This window comes from Variovorax sp. PBS-H4 (assembly GCF_901827205.1).
Taxonomy (GTDB): domain Bacteria; phylum Pseudomonadota; class Gammaproteobacteria; order Burkholderiales; family Burkholderiaceae_C; genus Variovorax.
Window position 1 is genome coordinate 2,554,772 of the sequence record NZ_LR594675.1, and the last position, 15,121, is coordinate 2,569,892.

Annotated in this window: 16 protein-coding genes; 11 read left to right on the forward strand and 5 right to left on the reverse strand. The window is 68.7% G+C overall.

Annotated features, from left to right (window positions below):
* Window positions 1-53: 53 nt before the first annotated feature.
* From E5CHR_RS12075 to E5CHR_RS12100, 6 genes are all read left to right on the forward strand, one after another.
* Window positions 54-1,604, forward strand: coding sequence for a class I adenylate-forming enzyme family protein (locus E5CHR_RS12075; RefSeq protein WP_162579898.1), 1,551 nt, complete (start codon window positions 54-56; stop codon window positions 1,602-1,604).
* Window positions 1,605-1,731: 127 nt separating this feature from the next.
* Complete coding sequence (locus E5CHR_RS12080) at window positions 1,732-2,685, forward strand: NAD(P)H-dependent flavin oxidoreductase (protein ID WP_162579899.1); 954 nt, start codon at window positions 1,732-1,734, stop codon at window positions 2,683-2,685.
* Between the two features lie 35 nt (window positions 2,686-2,720).
* The gene (locus E5CHR_RS12085; RefSeq protein WP_162579900.1) at window positions 2,721-3,449 is read left to right on the forward strand and encodes an SDR family oxidoreductase; all 729 of its coding nucleotides are present in this window, start codon (window positions 2,721-2,723) and stop codon (window positions 3,447-3,449) included.
* A gap of 25 nt (window positions 3,450-3,474) precedes the next feature.
* The gene (locus E5CHR_RS12090) at window positions 3,475-4,095 is read left to right on the forward strand and encodes a 2-hydroxychromene-2-carboxylate isomerase (protein ID WP_162579901.1); all 621 of its coding nucleotides are present in this window, start codon (window positions 3,475-3,477) and stop codon (window positions 4,093-4,095) included.
* 16 nt (window positions 4,096-4,111) lie between these two features.
* Window positions 4,112-5,092, forward strand: coding sequence for a Bug family tripartite tricarboxylate transporter substrate binding protein (locus E5CHR_RS12095; protein ID WP_162579902.1), 981 nt, complete (start codon window positions 4,112-4,114; stop codon window positions 5,090-5,092).
* A gap of 32 nt (window positions 5,093-5,124) precedes the next feature.
* Complete coding sequence (locus tag E5CHR_RS12100) at window positions 5,125-6,114, forward strand: Bug family tripartite tricarboxylate transporter substrate binding protein (RefSeq protein WP_162579903.1); 990 nt, start codon at window positions 5,125-5,127, stop codon at window positions 6,112-6,114.
* On the opposite strand, the gene E5CHR_RS12105 is transcribed toward E5CHR_RS12100, so the two are convergent.
* Window positions 6,115-6,930, reverse strand: a complete 816-nt coding sequence (locus E5CHR_RS12105) for an IclR family transcriptional regulator (protein WP_162579904.1) — start codon at window positions 6,928-6,930, stop codon at window positions 6,115-6,117.
* 147 nt (window positions 6,931-7,077) lie between these two features.
* Here E5CHR_RS12105 and E5CHR_RS12110 point away from each other — a divergent pair, with 147 nt between their 5' ends.
* Window positions 7,078-8,280 (forward strand): iron-containing alcohol dehydrogenase, encoded by a 1,203-nt coding sequence (locus tag E5CHR_RS12110; protein ID WP_162579905.1) that lies wholly within the window; start codon window positions 7,078-7,080, stop codon window positions 8,278-8,280.
* Window positions 8,281-8,286: 6 nt separating this feature from the next.
* On the opposite strand, the gene E5CHR_RS12115 is transcribed toward E5CHR_RS12110, so the two are convergent.
* Window positions 8,287-8,826 carry a PaaI family thioesterase gene (locus E5CHR_RS12115; RefSeq protein WP_162579906.1) on the reverse strand — a complete coding sequence of 180 codons (540 nt, stop codon included), beginning with the start codon at window positions 8,824-8,826 and terminating at the stop codon, window positions 8,287-8,289.
* A gap of 57 nt (window positions 8,827-8,883) precedes the next feature.
* Here E5CHR_RS12115 and E5CHR_RS12120 point away from each other — a divergent pair, with 57 nt between their 5' ends.
* Genes E5CHR_RS12120 through E5CHR_RS12135 form a run of 4 tightly spaced genes read left to right on the forward strand, consistent with a single transcriptional unit; the run spans window position 8,884 to window position 12,759 of the window.
* Window positions 8,884-9,351: a MarR family winged helix-turn-helix transcriptional regulator gene (locus E5CHR_RS12120; RefSeq protein WP_162579907.1), complete on the forward strand. Its 468-nt coding sequence runs from the start codon at window positions 8,884-8,886 to the stop codon at window positions 9,349-9,351.
* On the forward strand, window positions 9,344-10,603 hold the full coding sequence (locus E5CHR_RS12125; RefSeq protein WP_162579908.1) for an MFS transporter: 1,260 nt from the start codon (window positions 9,344-9,346) through the stop codon (window positions 10,601-10,603). Before E5CHR_RS12120 ends, E5CHR_RS12125 begins: the two co-directional genes overlap by 8 nt.
* 13 nt (window positions 10,604-10,616) lie before the next feature.
* On the forward strand, window positions 10,617-12,020 hold the full coding sequence (locus E5CHR_RS12130; protein ID WP_162579909.1) for an MATE family efflux transporter: 1,404 nt from the start codon (window positions 10,617-10,619) through the stop codon (window positions 12,018-12,020).
* A 37-nt stretch (window positions 12,021-12,057) separates the two neighbouring features.
* The gene (locus tag E5CHR_RS12135) at window positions 12,058-12,759 is read left to right on the forward strand and encodes an SDR family oxidoreductase (protein ID WP_162579910.1); all 702 of its coding nucleotides are present in this window, start codon (window positions 12,058-12,060) and stop codon (window positions 12,757-12,759) included.
* Here E5CHR_RS12135 and E5CHR_RS12140 read toward each other — a convergent pair.
* Genes E5CHR_RS12140 through E5CHR_RS12150 form a run of 3 tightly spaced genes read right to left on the reverse strand, consistent with a single transcriptional unit; the run spans window position 12,741 to window position 15,098 of the window.
* Window positions 12,741-13,508, reverse strand: a complete 768-nt coding sequence (locus E5CHR_RS12140; protein ID WP_162579911.1) for an aldolase — start codon at window positions 13,506-13,508, stop codon at window positions 12,741-12,743. The two genes, E5CHR_RS12135 and E5CHR_RS12140, sit on opposite strands and share 19 nt — an antisense overlap.
* Window positions 13,509-13,566: 58 nt before the next feature.
* The gene (locus tag E5CHR_RS12145; RefSeq protein WP_162579912.1) at window positions 13,567-14,208 is read right to left on the reverse strand and encodes a 2-dehydro-3-deoxy-6-phosphogalactonate aldolase; all 642 of its coding nucleotides are present in this window, start codon (window positions 14,206-14,208) and stop codon (window positions 13,567-13,569) included.
* Window positions 14,205-15,098 carry a 2-dehydro-3-deoxygalactonokinase gene (locus E5CHR_RS12150; protein WP_162579913.1) on the reverse strand — a complete coding sequence of 298 codons (894 nt, stop codon included), beginning with the start codon at window positions 15,096-15,098 and terminating at the stop codon, window positions 14,205-14,207. The genes E5CHR_RS12145 and E5CHR_RS12150 overlap by 4 nt, the downstream gene beginning before the upstream one ends.
* Window positions 15,099-15,121 lie beyond the last annotated feature (23 nt).

Below are 15,121 nucleotides of genomic sequence, written 5' to 3' on the forward strand. Positions count from 1 at the left end.
GCGGAATAAGATTTTGCAAATCGCCACTTCAGGCGATACCACAGGACGGAGACATGACAAGTTTTTCTCCCGGCCCCGGCCCGGCCACCACGCGCATCCACCACCTGCTCGACGGCTGGGTGCACACACAGCCTCATGCGCTGGCGCTGAAGGACGCCGATCTCGCGCTCAGCTACCTGGACCTGAAGGAAGCCTCGGAATCGGCCGCCCGCCAGTTGTCCGAGCTGCAGGTGCGAGCCGGCGACCGCGTGCTGGTGGTGGGCGAGAACTGCGTGGCCGTGGGCGTGCTGGTGCTGGCCCTCAGCCGGCTCGACGCCTGGTCGATCGTCGTCAACGCGCGGCTGTCGGCGCGCGAAATCGACACCTTCATCGCGCACGCCGGCGCCCGCCGCGTGATCTACACCTGCCACGTCTCGGCCGATGCGCAGAAGCATGCGCACCGCCACGGCGCCGTGGCGCAGGCCTGGAACGGGGTCGGCACGCTCTGGGTCGGCCCGCTGGCCGGCGATGTGAGCCCTGAGCCTTGCGCGCCGGCGGGGCAGGAGCAGGTGGCCTCCCTCATCTACACCTCGGGCACCTCGGGCGCGCCGAAAGGCGTGATGCTCACGCACGCCAACCTGATTTTCGCCGCGGGCAGTGCGCGCGACATCCGTGGCCTCGGCCCCGGCGACCTGCTCTACGGCGTGCTCCCGATGGCCCACGTGGTGGGCCTTTCGACCCAGTTCCTCGGCTGCATCGCGAGCGGGGCGGCGTTGCTGCTGGAGGCGCGCTTCTCGCCGGCCGCCCTGGCGCACGCGCTATCGCAGCAGGGCGTGACTGCCTTCACTGGCGTGCCGGCCATGTTCGCCAAGCTGCTGGACTGGGCGCGCGAGAAGGGACAGCCGCTGCAAGCGCCGGCCCTGCGCTTCGTGTGCGTGGTCGGCTCGCCGCTCACGCCCAGTCTGAAGGCCGATGTCGAGGCTGCGCTCGGGCTGCCGCTGCACAACGGCTACGGCCTGACCGAGACCGCACCCACGGTGGCACAGACCCGCAGCGAGGACCCGCGGCAGGACTGCACCGTCGGCTTCCCGCTGCCCGGCGTGCAGGCGCGCGTCGTGGACGCAGCCTCGGGTGCCGAGCGGGCCAGCGGCGAGATCGGCGAGCTGCGGGTGCGCGGCCCCAACCTCATGAAAGGCTACTACCGCAACGAGGCGCTCACGCGCGAGGTGATCGACGCGGAGGGCTGGTTCAACACCGGGGACATGGCGCGCCGCGATGCCGACGGCGCGCTGCACATCGTCGGGCGCAGCAAGGAGTTGATCATTCGCTCGGGCTTCAACGTCTATCCCGTGGAGGTCGAGCAGGTGCTCAACAGCCATCCCGCCGTGGTGCAGTCGGCAGTGGTCGGGCGCACGGTGGAGCACAACGAGGAGGTGGTCGCCTTCGTCGAGCTGGTGTCGGACGCGCAGCCTGGCGAGGAGGCGATGCGCCAGTACCTGCGCGAGCGGCTGTCGCCCTACAAGGTGCCCAGCGAGATCCGCTTCCTCGCCCAGCTGCCGGCCGCACCCACCGGCAAGATCCTGAAGAACGAACTGAAAACCCTGGCTTCGCAGCGACTGGAATGACGCTCGCCCCCAGGTTGGCTCACTTCGTAGCCGCCCACCCCCTATCGGGGTCGACACCAGCGGCCCGGCAAAGCCGGTTCCGCGGTGTTCCCCGGATGTCCACTACCCAGGCCACCAAGGATTCCGCATGGCACTACCCGCACTGCTCAAAGACAAGCTCACGCTGCCGCTGATCGGCTCGCCGCTGTTCATCATTTCCAATCCCGATCTTGTGCTGGCCCAGTGCCTGGCCGGCGTGGTGGGCTCGTTCCCGGCGCTCAACGCGCGACCGAAGGAACTGCTGGACGAATGGCTCGCGCACATCACGGCGACGCTGGACGCGGCGCGCGCAGCCGAGCCGGCGCGCCGCGTTGCGCCGTTCGCGGTCAACCAGATCATCCATCCGTCGAACGACCGCCTCGACCACGACATGGACCTGTGCGTCAAGCACCGCGTGCCGATCGTCATCACCAGCCTGTCCGCGCCCACCGACTACGTGGCGCCGGTACATGCCTACGGGGGGCTGGTCTTTCACGATGTCACCAACATCAAGCATGCGCAGAAGGCGCTCGCGGCGGGAGTCGACGGCCTGATCCTGGTGTGCGCGGGGGCGGGTGGCCATGCCGGCACCATGAGTCCCTTCGCGCTCGTGGCCGAGGTGCGGCGCTTCTTCGACGGGCCGATCGCGCTGTCGGGCTCGATCACGTCGGGCGCGCACGTGGCCGCCGCCCTGGCGATGGGCGCCGACCTTGCCTACGTCGGCACGCGCTTCATTGCCACGCCCGAGGCCAATGCGCAGGACGCCTACAAGCAGATGATCGTCGACAGCGCCGCGGCCGAAGTGACCTACACGCCGCTCTTCACCGGCGTACACGGCAACTACCTCACGCGAAGCATTGCAGCCGCCGGGCTGGACCCCGCGCAGCTGCCGACCGCCGACAAGACATCGATGAACTTCGGCGCCAAGCGCGTCAAGCCCTGGAAGGACGTCTGGGGCGCGGGGCAGGGCGTGGGCAACATCGACGAAGTGCTGCCCACGGCAGAGCTGGTCCGGCGCATGACGCGCGAGTACCGCGGGGCCCTGGCGCAGATGGCGGCCTGAGCGCACGATCCCGAAACCACCAAGGAGACTGAACCATGAGCGACAAGAAAGCCATCCTCGTCATCGGCGCCGGCGACGCCACGGGCGGTGCCATCGCGCGCCGCTTCGCCCGCGAGGGCTACATCGCCTGCGTGACCCGGCGCCAGGCCGACAAGCTGCAGCCGCTGGTCGACCAGATCAAGGCCGAAGGCGGGCAGGCGCACGGCTTCGGCAGCGATGCGCGCAAGGAGGAAGAAATGGTCGCGCTGGTCGAGCAGATCGAACGCGAGATCGCGCCCATCGAAGTGGCGGTGTTCAACATCGGCGCCAACGTGCGCTTCGGCATCACCGAGACCACCGCCCGCGTTTACCACAAGGTGTGGGAGATGGCCTGTTTCGGCGGCTTCCTGATGGGACGCGAGGTCGCGAAGGCGATGCTGCCGCGCGGCCGCGGCACCATCATATTCACCGGCGCCACCGCCAGCCTGCGCGGACGCGACGGCTACGCCGCCTTCGCGGGCGCCAAGCACGCGCTGCGCGCGCTGGCGCAGAGCATGGCGCGCGAGCTGTGGCCCAAGGGCATCCACGTGGCACATCCGGTGATCGACGGCGCCATCGACACCGAGTTCATCCGCACCACCTTTCCCGAGCGCTATGCGCTGAAGGAGCAGGACGGCATCTTGCAGCCCGGCAGCATCGCCGACGCGTACTGGCAGATCCACAAGCAGCCACGCGACGCCTGGACGCACGAGACCGAGCTGCGGCCCTGGCTGGAAAGCTGGTGAGAGAAGAGACGAAAGGAGCAGCGCCATGACAGTCCCCTCCGTTCAGTTCCTGTTCGACTTCGGCAGCCCCAATGCGTACCTGTGCCACCGCGTGATCCCCGCGATCGAGGCGCGTACCGGCGTGAAGGTCGAGTACGTTCCCGTCCTGCTGGGCGGCATCTTCAAGCTCAGCGGCAACCGTTCGCCGGCCGAGGCCTTTGCAGGCATTCCGAACAAGCGCGCGTACGAGCAGCTGGAGCTCAAGCGCTTCGTGGCGAAGCACGGGCTGGATCGCTACCGGCACAACCCGCATTGGCCGGTGAACACCTTGCAGATCATGCGCGGCGCCGTGGCCGCGCAGAAGCAGGGCTGCTTCGAGCGCTACGTCGAGGCCGTCTACGTGGCGATGTGGGAGGAGGGCCGCAACATGGAAGACGCCGAGGTCATCGTGCGCACGCTGACAGAGGCGGGCCTCGACGGCCAGCGCCTTTACGCCGGCACGCAGGACCCGGACGTGAAGGGCACGCTCATGGCCAACACCCAGGCCGCCTTCGAGCGCGGCGCCTTCGGCTCGCCGACCTTCTTCGTCGGCGACGAGATCTTCTTCGGCAAGGACCGCCTGCGCGAGGTCGAGGAAGAGATCGTCCGCCAGCGCGCCGCCACCTAGTTCCACCGGAGTTTCCATGAACAGACGTGAGCTCATGCGAGCCATGGGCGTGCTCGCCCTCGCACATCCTTCGGCCGTTCCGCTGGCATTCGCCGGGGAAGATCCTGCCGCCTATCCCAAACGCCCTGTTCGCGTGATGATCGGCTTCGCGCCCGGTGGGTCGACCGACGCGCCGATGCGCGTGCTCGCCGAAGCCGTCTCGAAGATCCTGCGGCAGCCCGTGGTCATCGAGAACAAGCCGGGCGCGGCCGGCGTGATCCCGACCCAAGTGCTGCAGGCCGCCGCGCCCGACGGCTACACGCTGGCGATCGCTCCGTCGGGCGTCTACCGGCTGCCGTACACGACCGATCTCAAGTGGAATCCCGCCACCGATCTCAGCTACGTGATCGGCCTGAGCGGCTATGCGTTCGGCACCGTGGTCCCGGCTTCCTCGCCGTTTCACAGCCTGGCCGATTACATCGCGTACGCCAAGTCCAACCCCGAGCTGCTCACCTACAGCAGCCCCGGCGTGGGGACCACCAACCACCTGACGATGGAGCAGTTCTCGCGTGCCGTCGGCGTGAAGCTCAACCACGTACCGTACAAGGGCTCGGCCGAATCGCTGCAGGCGTTGCTGGCCGGCCACGTGCAGTCGGCCGCCGAGACGTCTGCCTGGGTCCCGTACGTCGAAAGCGGCAAGCTGCGCCTCCTCGCCGTGTGGAGCGCCACGCGCATGCCGCGCTTCCCGGAAGTGCCGACCCTGAAGGAGCTGGGCATCGACATCGTCCAGACCTCGCCCTGGGGCCTGGTCGCGCCGAGGGGCACGCCACAGAAGATCCAGGCGCGCCTGCACGATGCCTTCAAGCAGGCGATGGACTTGCCCGCCTTCAAGGAGGCGCTTGCGCGCTTCGACATGGAACCCGCCTATCGCGACCCGGTGCAGTACCAGCGCTTCGCTGTCGAATCGATGAAGCGCGAGAAAGAAATCCTCGACACCCTCGGGCTGAGCCGCAAGTAGACGGCAACGCGCCTATTCACCAGGAGACAAGCATGAAGACGACACGGCGATTCTTGGGAGCCGCGGCCATCGCGGCGCTGTACACGGTGGGCGGCCCGGCGGCCACGGCGTGGGCACAGGATGCATCGAACTTCCCCACGCGGCCCATCAAGATCATGCTCGGCTTCCCGCCGGGCGGTTCGACCGATTCGCCGATGCGCGTGCTGGCGGAGGACGCCTCGAAGATCCTCAAACAGCCGGTCGTGATCGAGAACAAGCCGGGCGCGGCCGGGCTGATGCCGGCACAACTGCTGCAGGGCGCGCAGCCCGACGGCTATACCGTGGGCGTGATCCCCGCCAATCTGTTCCGCCTGCCCTACACCGGCACCATCAACTGGAACCCGGCGACCGACCTGCGCTACGTGATCGGCCTGACCTCCTTCGTCTACGGCATCGTCGTGCCGGCGGCGTCGCAGATCAAGACCATGGACGACTACGTCGCCTACGCGAAGGCGCACCCCGGCGAGCTGACCTATGCCACGCCCGGCGCCTACCTGGCGCAGCACCTGGCAATGGAGCAGGTCGCACGCATCAAGAACATCAAGCTGAGCCACGTGCCCTACAAGGGCACGTCCGAATCGCTGCAGGCTGTCGTGGGGGAGCACGTGATGTCCGCGGCCGAGACCTCCGGCTGGGGCCCGTATGTGGAGAGCGGCAAGCTGCGCCTGCTGGTCACCTTCGGTGAGAAGCGCATGAGCCGCTTTCCCGATGTGCCCACCTTGAAGGAAGCCGGCATCGACATCCCGCCGCCTTCGGCCGCCTGGGGTCTCGCGGTGCCGAAGAACACGCCCCCCGCGGTGGTGAGCAAGCTGCACGACGCCTTCAAGCAGGCGATGGAGCAGCCGGGCTTCCGCAACGCGCTGGCGCAGTACTACATGGAGCCCGCCTACATGAGCTCGGCGCGCTACCAGCAGTTCGCCGCCGAGTCGACGCAGCGCGAGAAGCAGATGCTCGACGCGATCGGGTTCGTGCGCGAAAAGTAGTCACCGCCGCGCGCCCAGTCCCTGCTCGATCTCGCGCACCATCGCGATCAGCCGGGGCCGCACCTCGTCCCACAGCGTGTCGCGCGACATGCTTTGCGCCGGCCCTGCCGCATTGACCACCATGAGCGGCAGCCCGCCGCCCGGCTGGAAGGGCACGGCGATGCCGTTGATCTCCTTCTGCCATTCGCCGAAGGAGCCGACGGCGCCGTATTGGGCAAAGTCGCTGCAGGCTTCGCGAATGCCTTTCTCGATGCGCGGCCAGGCGATCGGGTCGAGGGCCTGGATCCGCTCTTCCAGCGCGAGCCGCACGTTCTCGGGAGCCGCTGCCAGATAGGCACGGCCCATCGCGGTGGTCGCCACCGGAATCCGTGCGCCGATGTCCAGCCGCAGCGTCACGATCGAATGGCCGCGGCAGTTCTCGATGTAGAGCATCGACATCTCGTCGCGCAGGCCGAGCGAGACCTGCGTGCCGGTGTCGATCGCGAGCTGCTGCATCAGCGGCCGGCTCATCTCCTTGACGTCGAGCCGCGCCAGGGTGGTGCCGCCGAGCATCAGCGTCGCCATGCCGAGGCGATAGCGGCCCGATTCCTCGACGTGATGCAGGTAGCCCAGCTTCGTCAGCGTGTACGTCAGACGCGTCACCGTGGACTTGGGCAGCTTGCAGCGTTCGGCAAGTTCCTGGTTGCCCAGGCGCTCTTCACCGGACCTGAAGCAGCGCAGCACATCGAGGCCGCGCGCCAGGGCGGTGACGAAGTGGCGGTCGTCGCGGCCGTCGTCCAGCACATCCGGTTCGAAGGCGGCGGGCGAATTCTTCATAAGGGCTCCTGTGTTCTGCACAGCGGTATCGGAGTTGGGTCGACAAGGGCCTGGAGACTGGCAAGTCCCGCCACGTCAACCCACAATTTCAGAATTATGAACCGCACTGCAAAACAACCGCAGATGCCCCTTGCAGGAGACAACCCCATGGATGAATCCGTCGTCACCGGTGCCAACAACTTCGCGTCGATCGAGCGGGTCACATTCGGCCAACCCGCAGCCGGTGTGATCGCAGCCGAAGCGGCAAGGCTCGGGAGCCGACGCGTGTTCATCGTCGCGAGCCGCACGCTGCGCACGCAGACCGCCGTGATCCGCGAGATCGAGACCGCGCTCGGCGATCGCCGCGCGGCCACCTTCGACGGCATTCCGCAACACACGACCCGTGGCGGCGTTGCGCGCGCAACGGCTGCAGCCCTGGAAGCGGAGGCCGACCTGGTGGTGGCTGTGGGCGGGGGTTCGGTCATCGACGCCTCGAAGATGGTGCTGCTGTGCATGCGCCACGGCATGGCCGACGAGCACCTGGAGGCGCTCGACCGCTTCGAGGTGAAGCTGGGCGAGGATGGCAAGCCGGTGCGGCCCGTCTTCGAAGGTCCCACGCTGCGCCTGATCGCAGTGCCCAGCACGCTCAACGGCGGCGAGTTCAACGGTGGCTGTCTCGTGACGGACGAGCGCCGCAAGCTCAAGCAGACCTTCTTCCACCCGCTCATGATGCCGCGCACGGTCGCCCTCGACCCGGCACTGACCCTGCACACGCCCGAGTCGCTGTGGCTGGGCTCGGCAACGCGCGCGCTCGACCATGCCATCGAGGCGCTGCTGTCGACCACGCCGACCCCGCTGGTCGATGCAGTGGTGCTCGACGGCATCGCGCGCATGGCGCGTGCGCTGCCAGCATGGAAGGCCGAGCCGCAGAGCCTCGCGGCCCGCGCCGAGTGCCAGGTCGCGAGCTGGCTCTGTTCCTACGGGCTGTCCAGCCGCGGGGCCCAGGGCGGCGTGATGATGGGTCCCAGCCACGCTATCGGCCATGTGCTGGGCGGCAGCTGCGGCGTGCCGCACTACTACTGCACGCCGGTGATGATGCCGGCGATCTTGAAATGGTCGGAGCCCGCGACTTCGGCACGCCAGCGTCGGCTGGCCGAGGCGCTCGGGAGGCCCTCGGTGAGCGCGGCCGAGGCGTTCGCAGAGCTGGTGAAATCGCTGCGGTTGCCTTCGACGCTGCGCGACGTCGGCGTCGATGAGAGTCAGTTCGAGATGATCGCCCGCACCAGCATGCGTGAGCTCTTCATCCACGGCAACGCGCGAAAGATCTCCGGACCGGCCGAGGTGCAGGAGATCCTGCGCCTGGCGGCCTGAGGGCGTTCAGCGCTTGGTCTCGAACACCAGGCAGGTGGTGGTGGCGTGCGCGTACAGCGTTCCGTCGGGACCGACCAGCCGCGCCTCGGCCGTTGCGAGCTGGCGTCCGCAGTGGATCACCTTGCCCTCCGCACGCACCCGCTGCACCCTGGGCGTGAGGCCCTTCACGTAGTTCACGCTCAGTTCCGCCGTGGTGTAGGCGCGGCCGGGCGGCATCATCGTGTGAACCGAGCAGCCCAGCGCCGAATCGAGCAGGGTGGCGACCCAGCCGCCATGGATGGTGCCCAGGGGATTGAGGTGTTGCGGCAGCGGCGTGCCCTGGAACACCGCGACGCCGGGGCTGACCGAGAGGATCGTGAAGTCCAGTGTCTTGGCGATCGCGGCGTAGCGAATGTCGCCGCGCAGCATGGCCTGCATGACTTCGAGCCCGGTCTTGCCTTCGATCTGCTCTGGGCTGGCAAGGCCCGGACCCGGGCCGGCGTCGAGGCGTGCGATGACCTCGCGCTCTTCGGCGAGCCAGGCTTCGAGTGAGTTGTTCTGCGTCAAGGGTTATCTCCGACATGAAGGTTGCATATGCAACTATTGTAGCTACAATCATTCCGTATGAATGCTACCGTGAAGCCGCAGGGCTGTACCAACTTCAGGCTGCGCCGCCTGACGCGCATGGTGTCGCGGCACTACGACGCCCACGTGGCCGCATCGGGGCTCAAGACCACGCAGTATTCGCTGCTGTCGCATGTGTTGAGCCTCGGTCCCCTGCGTCCAGTAGATCTGTCCGAGGCGATGAACGTCGACGCCTCTACCCTGAGCCGCAACCTCAAGCCCCTGCTGGCTGCCGGCTGGCTGACGCAGAACGAGGGGCCCGATGCGCGCAGCCGGCTCATCGCCATCACCGACGCCGGCCGTGCCAAGCGCGCCGAGGCGCAGCGCCTGTGGCGTGCCGCGCAGATGGAGCTCAACGAGATGCTCGGCGTCGAGCGCGTCATGGCGATGCACCAACTGATCGACGAGAGCATCGCGCTGCTGCAGCGCGCCGGATTGAAGGACGACGAGGAAAGCAACGATGAGTAATTCCAACCCCACGCCAACCGCGAGCGCCGCACCATCCGCCGTGCGCCACTATGCGCTGTGGCTCGTGCTGCTGGCGACCGCCGGCACCTTCGCCCTCACGATGGGCGTGCGCCAGACCATGGGCCTGTTCCTGTCGTCGGTCAACACCTCGACCGGGCTGGGCGTTGCCAGCATCAGCCTGGCCTTCGCCTTCGGCCAGCTGTGGTGGGGGCTGACGCAGCCCTTCGCCGGCGCGGTGGCGGACCGCATCGGTACCGGCCGCGTGATCTTCATCGGCGTGCTGCTGGTGGCGCTGGGCACCATCATCACGCCCTTCATGACGACCACCGCCGGCCTGATCTTCGCGATCGGCGTGCTGGCGGCGGGCGGGGCCGGCATGGCGGGCCCTTCGGTGCTGATGGGGGCAACTGCGCGCCTGGTGACGCCTGCGCAGCGCGGGCTGGCCACCGGCATCGTCAACGCGGGCGGCTCCTTCGGCCAGTTCGCGATGGCGCCGATCGCCATCGGCCTCACCGCAGCATACGGCTGGGCCAACGCGATGCAGGTGCTGGGCGTGCTGATCCTGCTGGCGCTGCCGGCGGTCTTCGTGCTCAAGGGAAACTCCAATGCGCTCGCCGCGGCCTCGGGCGCCAAGCGGCTGAGCGCGCGCGAAGCCGTCGGGCAGGCGCTCGCGCAGCCGAGCTTCCGCCTGCTGAGCCTGGGCTTCCTCGTCTGCGGCTTCCACGTGGCCTTCCTCGCCACCCACCTGCCGGGCGTCATCGCGGCCTGCGGCCTGCCTCCGGAAGTCGGCGGCTGGTCGCTCGCGATCATCGGCCTGTTCAACATCGTCGGCAGCCTGGCGATGGGGTGGGCGGTGGGCCGCTGGCGCATGAAGTCGCTGCTCGCGCTGCTCTATGCAACGCGTGGCGTGGCGGTGCTCGTTTTTCTGCTGGCGCCGAAGACGACGCTGGTGATGCTGGTCTTCGCCGCGGTGATGGGCGTGACCTTCCTGTCGACCGTGCCGCCGACGGCGGGCCTGGTGGCCAAGATGTTCGGCCCCGCCAACATGGCGATGCTGTTCGGCATCGTGATGCTGGCGCACCAGGTGGGCGGCTTCCTCGGCGCCTTCCTGGGCGGCACCATCTTCGAGGCCACCGGCAGCTACGACTGGGTCTGGTACATCGACATCGTGCTGGCGGCCGGCGCCGCGCTGGTCAACCTGCCGATCCGCGAGGCGCTCGTGCCGTCGCGCGCCGCCAAGGCGGCAGCCTGAGCGCCGGACAGCCATGACGACTGTCGATGCGCGCACGCGCCTGCTGCTGGAGGCGCCGATCGCGCCCACGCTGCTGCGGCTGGCCATGCCCAACGTGCTGGTGATGATCGCGCAGGCCGCCGTCGGGCTCATCGAAACCTACTTCGTCGGCAAGCTGGGCACCCATGCGCTGGCCGGCATGGCCTTGGTGTTCCCCATCGTGATGCTGATGCAAATGACATCGGCGGGGGCCGTCGGCGGCGGCATCGCATCTTCCATTGCGCGGGCCCTCGGTGGCAAGCGCCGCGCGGATGCCAACGCGCTGGTGCTGCATGCAATGCTGGTGGCGCTGGGTTTCGGCCTGGTCTTCAGCGCCGTGCTGCTTCTCGGTGGCCGGGCGCTCTATGCGCGCATGGGCGGCGAGGGCGCTTCGCTCGAAGCCGCCGTGACCTATTCGCATTGGGTGTTTGCCGGCGCCGTGCTGGTGTGGCTCTTCAATTCGCTGGCGGCCGTGATCCGCGGCACCGGCAACATGGCGGTGCCTGCCCGGGTGACGGTCGGCGGCGTGATCTTCCTGATTCCTGTGTCGCCGCTGCTGATCTTCGGCGTGGGCCCGATCCCTGCGCTTGGCATCGCAGGCGGCGCGATCGCGCTGCTGCTTTATTACCTGGTGGGGACGCTCGCATTGCTGGCCTACCTGCGCTCGGACGCCAGCGACCTGAAGCTCTCGTTCGCGGGCGTGCGCCTGCGCTGGCCGCTCTTCCGCGACATCCTGCGCGTGGGCTTGATCTCGGCCATTGCCACCGTTTGCGTCAACCTCTCCATCGCGGTCGCCACTGCGTTCGCCGGCCAGTTCGGCGCCAGCGCGATCGCCGGTTACGGCACCGGCTCACGCCTGGAATACCTGCTGGTGCCGCTTGTGTTCGGCTTCGGCGCGCCGCTGCTGGCGATGGTCGGCACTTGCATCGGCGCGGGCGAGCGCGAGCGTGCGCTGCGGGCCACATGGGTCGGCGTGGCCATGGCCTTCGCCATGGCCGAAGCGGTGGGCCTGGCGGCCGCGCTGTTCCCGCGCCCCTGGCTGCTGCTCTTCGGCAACGATGCCGCCATGCTCGAAGCCGGCACGCAGTACCTGCGTACGGTGGGGCCCTTCTATGGCTTCTTCGGCGCCGGGCTGGTGCTGTACTTCGCCTCGCAGGGCGCCGGGCGCCTCTTGTGGCCGGTGCTGGGCAACCTGGCTCGCCTGGCAGTCGCCGCGCTCGGCGGCTGGTTGGCGCTGCGCTGGAGCGGCCAGCTGGTGCATGTCTTTGCCGCGCAGGCCGTGGCGCTGGTGGTCTACGGCATCGTCATCGCCGGTGCCATCGCGGGCGGCGCCTGGTTCGGGCCGGTGGGCTGGCCGCGCAGCACTTCCGGGCTGCTGCGGCGGGTCGGGGCTTCCTGATTTTCCCGTTCATCCCCTCACACTTCTGGAGCTTCACATGCAGATCAAGGACGCTGTCGTTTTCATCACCGGCGCCAACCGTGGCCTGGGCCTGGCCTATGCGCGCGCTGCGCTCGCGGCCGGCGCGAAGAAGGTCTACGCGGCGGCGCGCGACCCGAAATCGGTCACGCTCGATGGCGTGGTGCCGGTCGCGCTCGACGTCACGCAGCCCGCCCAGATCGAAGCCGCCGCCCGGGCCTGCGCCGATGTGACCCTCGTCATCAACAACGCCGGCATCTCGCGCGGCTCGGGCCTGCTGTCGGACAACGCACTCGATGCCGCCAGAGCGGAATTCGACACCAACTTCTTCGGCCTCTGGGCCGTGAGCCGCGCCTTCGCGCCGGTGCTGGCGAAGAACGGCGGCGGCACCCTCGTCAATGTGCTGTCGGCGCTGAGCTGGATCACGTTCCCCAGCGTGGCCACCTACAGCGCCTCGAAGTCGGCCGCCTGGTCGCTGAGCAACGGGCTGCGCAACGAGCTCGCGGCGCAAGGCACGCGGGTCGTCAGCGTCCACGTGGGCTACATGGACACCGACATGGCGAGCCATGTGCCGGGCGACAAGACTTCGCCCGACGATGTGGCGCGCCAGACTTTGGCCGCGGTGGAAGCCGGCGAGCCGGAGGTGCTGGCCGATGCGACGGCCCGCCAGGTCAAGCAGGGCTTCGTCGCGACGCCGCCGGCCTACGCGGCGGCGGGCTGAAGGGCCCGGCGCTCGGCGTGAGGCGGAGGGAGCAGCCTGCGCAGCGCCTCGAAGAACAGATCGGACTGCTCGCGCTCGCCCTGGATCTGTGCCGCCACGTGCGCGGCCAGCTTTGGGTCGACTGGCGCCAGCGGACGGCCGGTGGATTGCGCAATCACCTGGTGCAGGCAGGCGCGCTCGACGTAGTAGAGATCGTCATAGGCATGGGCGATGCTCGCGCCCGCAACGATCACGCCGTGGTTGGCGAGGAAGGCGATGTCCTTGCCCGCCATCGCGCGGGCGATGCGCTCGCCCTCGCGGTCATCGAGCGCGAGGCCGTTGTAGGTCGCATCGACGGCGACGCGGTCCATGAAGCGCATCGCGTTCTGGCTCAGCGTCGGGTCGAGCGCGCGATCGGTGGTGAGCGTGAGCGCGGTCGCGTAGGGCATGTGGCAGTGGAGCACCACGGCATGGCCGGCGATGCGGTGCACCGCGCCGTGGATGAAAAGGGCGGTGGGCTCGACGCGGTGGCGCCCGGCGAGCACTTCGCCGTGCACGTCGATCAGCACGATGTCCTCGGCGCCGATCTCGCTCCAGTGCAGGCCGCGCGGGTTGATGAGGTAGCGGTCCTGCGCGCCGGGCAGGGCCACGCTGAAATGGTTGCACACGCCTTCCGACAGGCCGTGGTGCGCGGCGGCGCGCAGCGCGAGCGCGAGGTCTTCGCGCAGGGTGCGGATGGCGGGGCTGGCGTATTCGGCGTCATGGCTCATCAGGAAACCTCCGGGCTGCGCGTTGCGGTGCTGTTCGACTTGGGAGCGGCCTGGCGTCTCATGTGCGCAGACTCCCGTTGAAAGCGGCCACGAAATCCATCGCCGCTTCGCGCACAGCTTCGGCGCTCTTGCCGGGCTTGTAGAGCGCAGACCCGATGCCGAAGCCGGATGCGCCGGCCTCGCGCCACGCTTGCATGCCGGGTGGCGTGATGCCGCCCACGGGCAGCAGCGGTGTGCCCGGCGGCAGCACCGCAAGCAGGGCCTTGACCACCGCGGGCGAGGCCAGCTCGGCCGGGAAGAGCTTGAGCCCGGCGGCGCCCGCCGCAAGTGCACCGAAGGCCTCGGTCGGCGTCATCACGCCTGGCAGGCTCACCAGGCCGAGGCGTCTCGCCTCCGACACCACCTCGGGGTTGAAGTTGGGCGCGACGATCAGCTGGCCGCCGGCAGCATGCACGTCGCGCACCTCTTGCACGTCGAGCACTGTGCCGGCACCCACCAGCGCGCCGGGGAAGCGCTCGCGCAGCAGCGCGATGCTCTTGAGCGGCTCGGGCGAGTTGAGCGGCACCTCGAGCAGGCGGAAGCCGGCGCCGACAATGGCATCGCCGATCTCCGGCGCCTCGGCCGGGTTCAGCCCGCGCAGGATGGCCACCAGCGGCAGCTGCTGCATGGCGGCGGAGAAGGTCTCGAAGAGAGATGTCATGGCCTGGACTTGTTTGCGAGGTGATAGGCCCCGAGCGCATGCAGCCCGGCCCAGGTGGCTTCGGCTCCCAGTGTGCGCGCCGTGTTGCCGGAGATCTCGAGCGCCAGCAGGTAGCGCTGGGTGAGTGCGGGACTGCCGATCAGGACCAGGTCGCCGGCGTGGATGGACTGCGTGCGCAGCTCCTCGCCGATCAGCAGCCCTGAAAGATAGCTCGCCAGTTCGCTGGCGGGCATGCGATCGAACAGCGCGAGCGTGCGTGCGCCGAAAGCGTTGTGCAGCAGCCCCTGGCCGTTGTCGGCCTGCGTCACGCCCTCGAGGAAGGCGACTTCGTCCAGCGGCGCCTGCGCATCGAGCGTGCGCGCCAGGATCGAATGCTGGCTCAGCAGCGCGTAGAACTCGCCCGTCATGAAGGTGCGGAAGCCGGTCACCCGTCCACGCTTGACCGTGGCCCACTTGTTGTGCGTGCCCGGCAGCACGAACAGGCCATCCGACAGCCCGGTGAGCGCCATGGCCCCGAAGATCTGCACTTCTTCGCCGCGCATCACGTCGGGCACGCCGTCGTGCAGGTCGCTGAGGCCGGGCACGATCGCGATCCGGCCCGGCTCGATCTCGACGATGGCGTTGCCCACCTCGACCCGGCCGGAGGGGCAGGCGCAGTAGGGCGCCTCGACCCAGCCCTGCTTGCTGCCGGCCATGCCCGAGATCAGGCAGAAGCTGCCGGTGGGGCGCATCCAGTCGCCGAACAATTCCTCGAAGAGCGCGGGGAACCCGCCGGCGGGCACCGTGAGGATGCCGCGCGGATGGCTGCGTTCCTCCAGCACGTGCCCCTTGCCGTCCAGCAGTGCGCCGCGCAAGGAGCTGGTGCCCCAGTCGATGGCGATCAGATGCATACGCGCGGGTGGCAGTCGTTGAA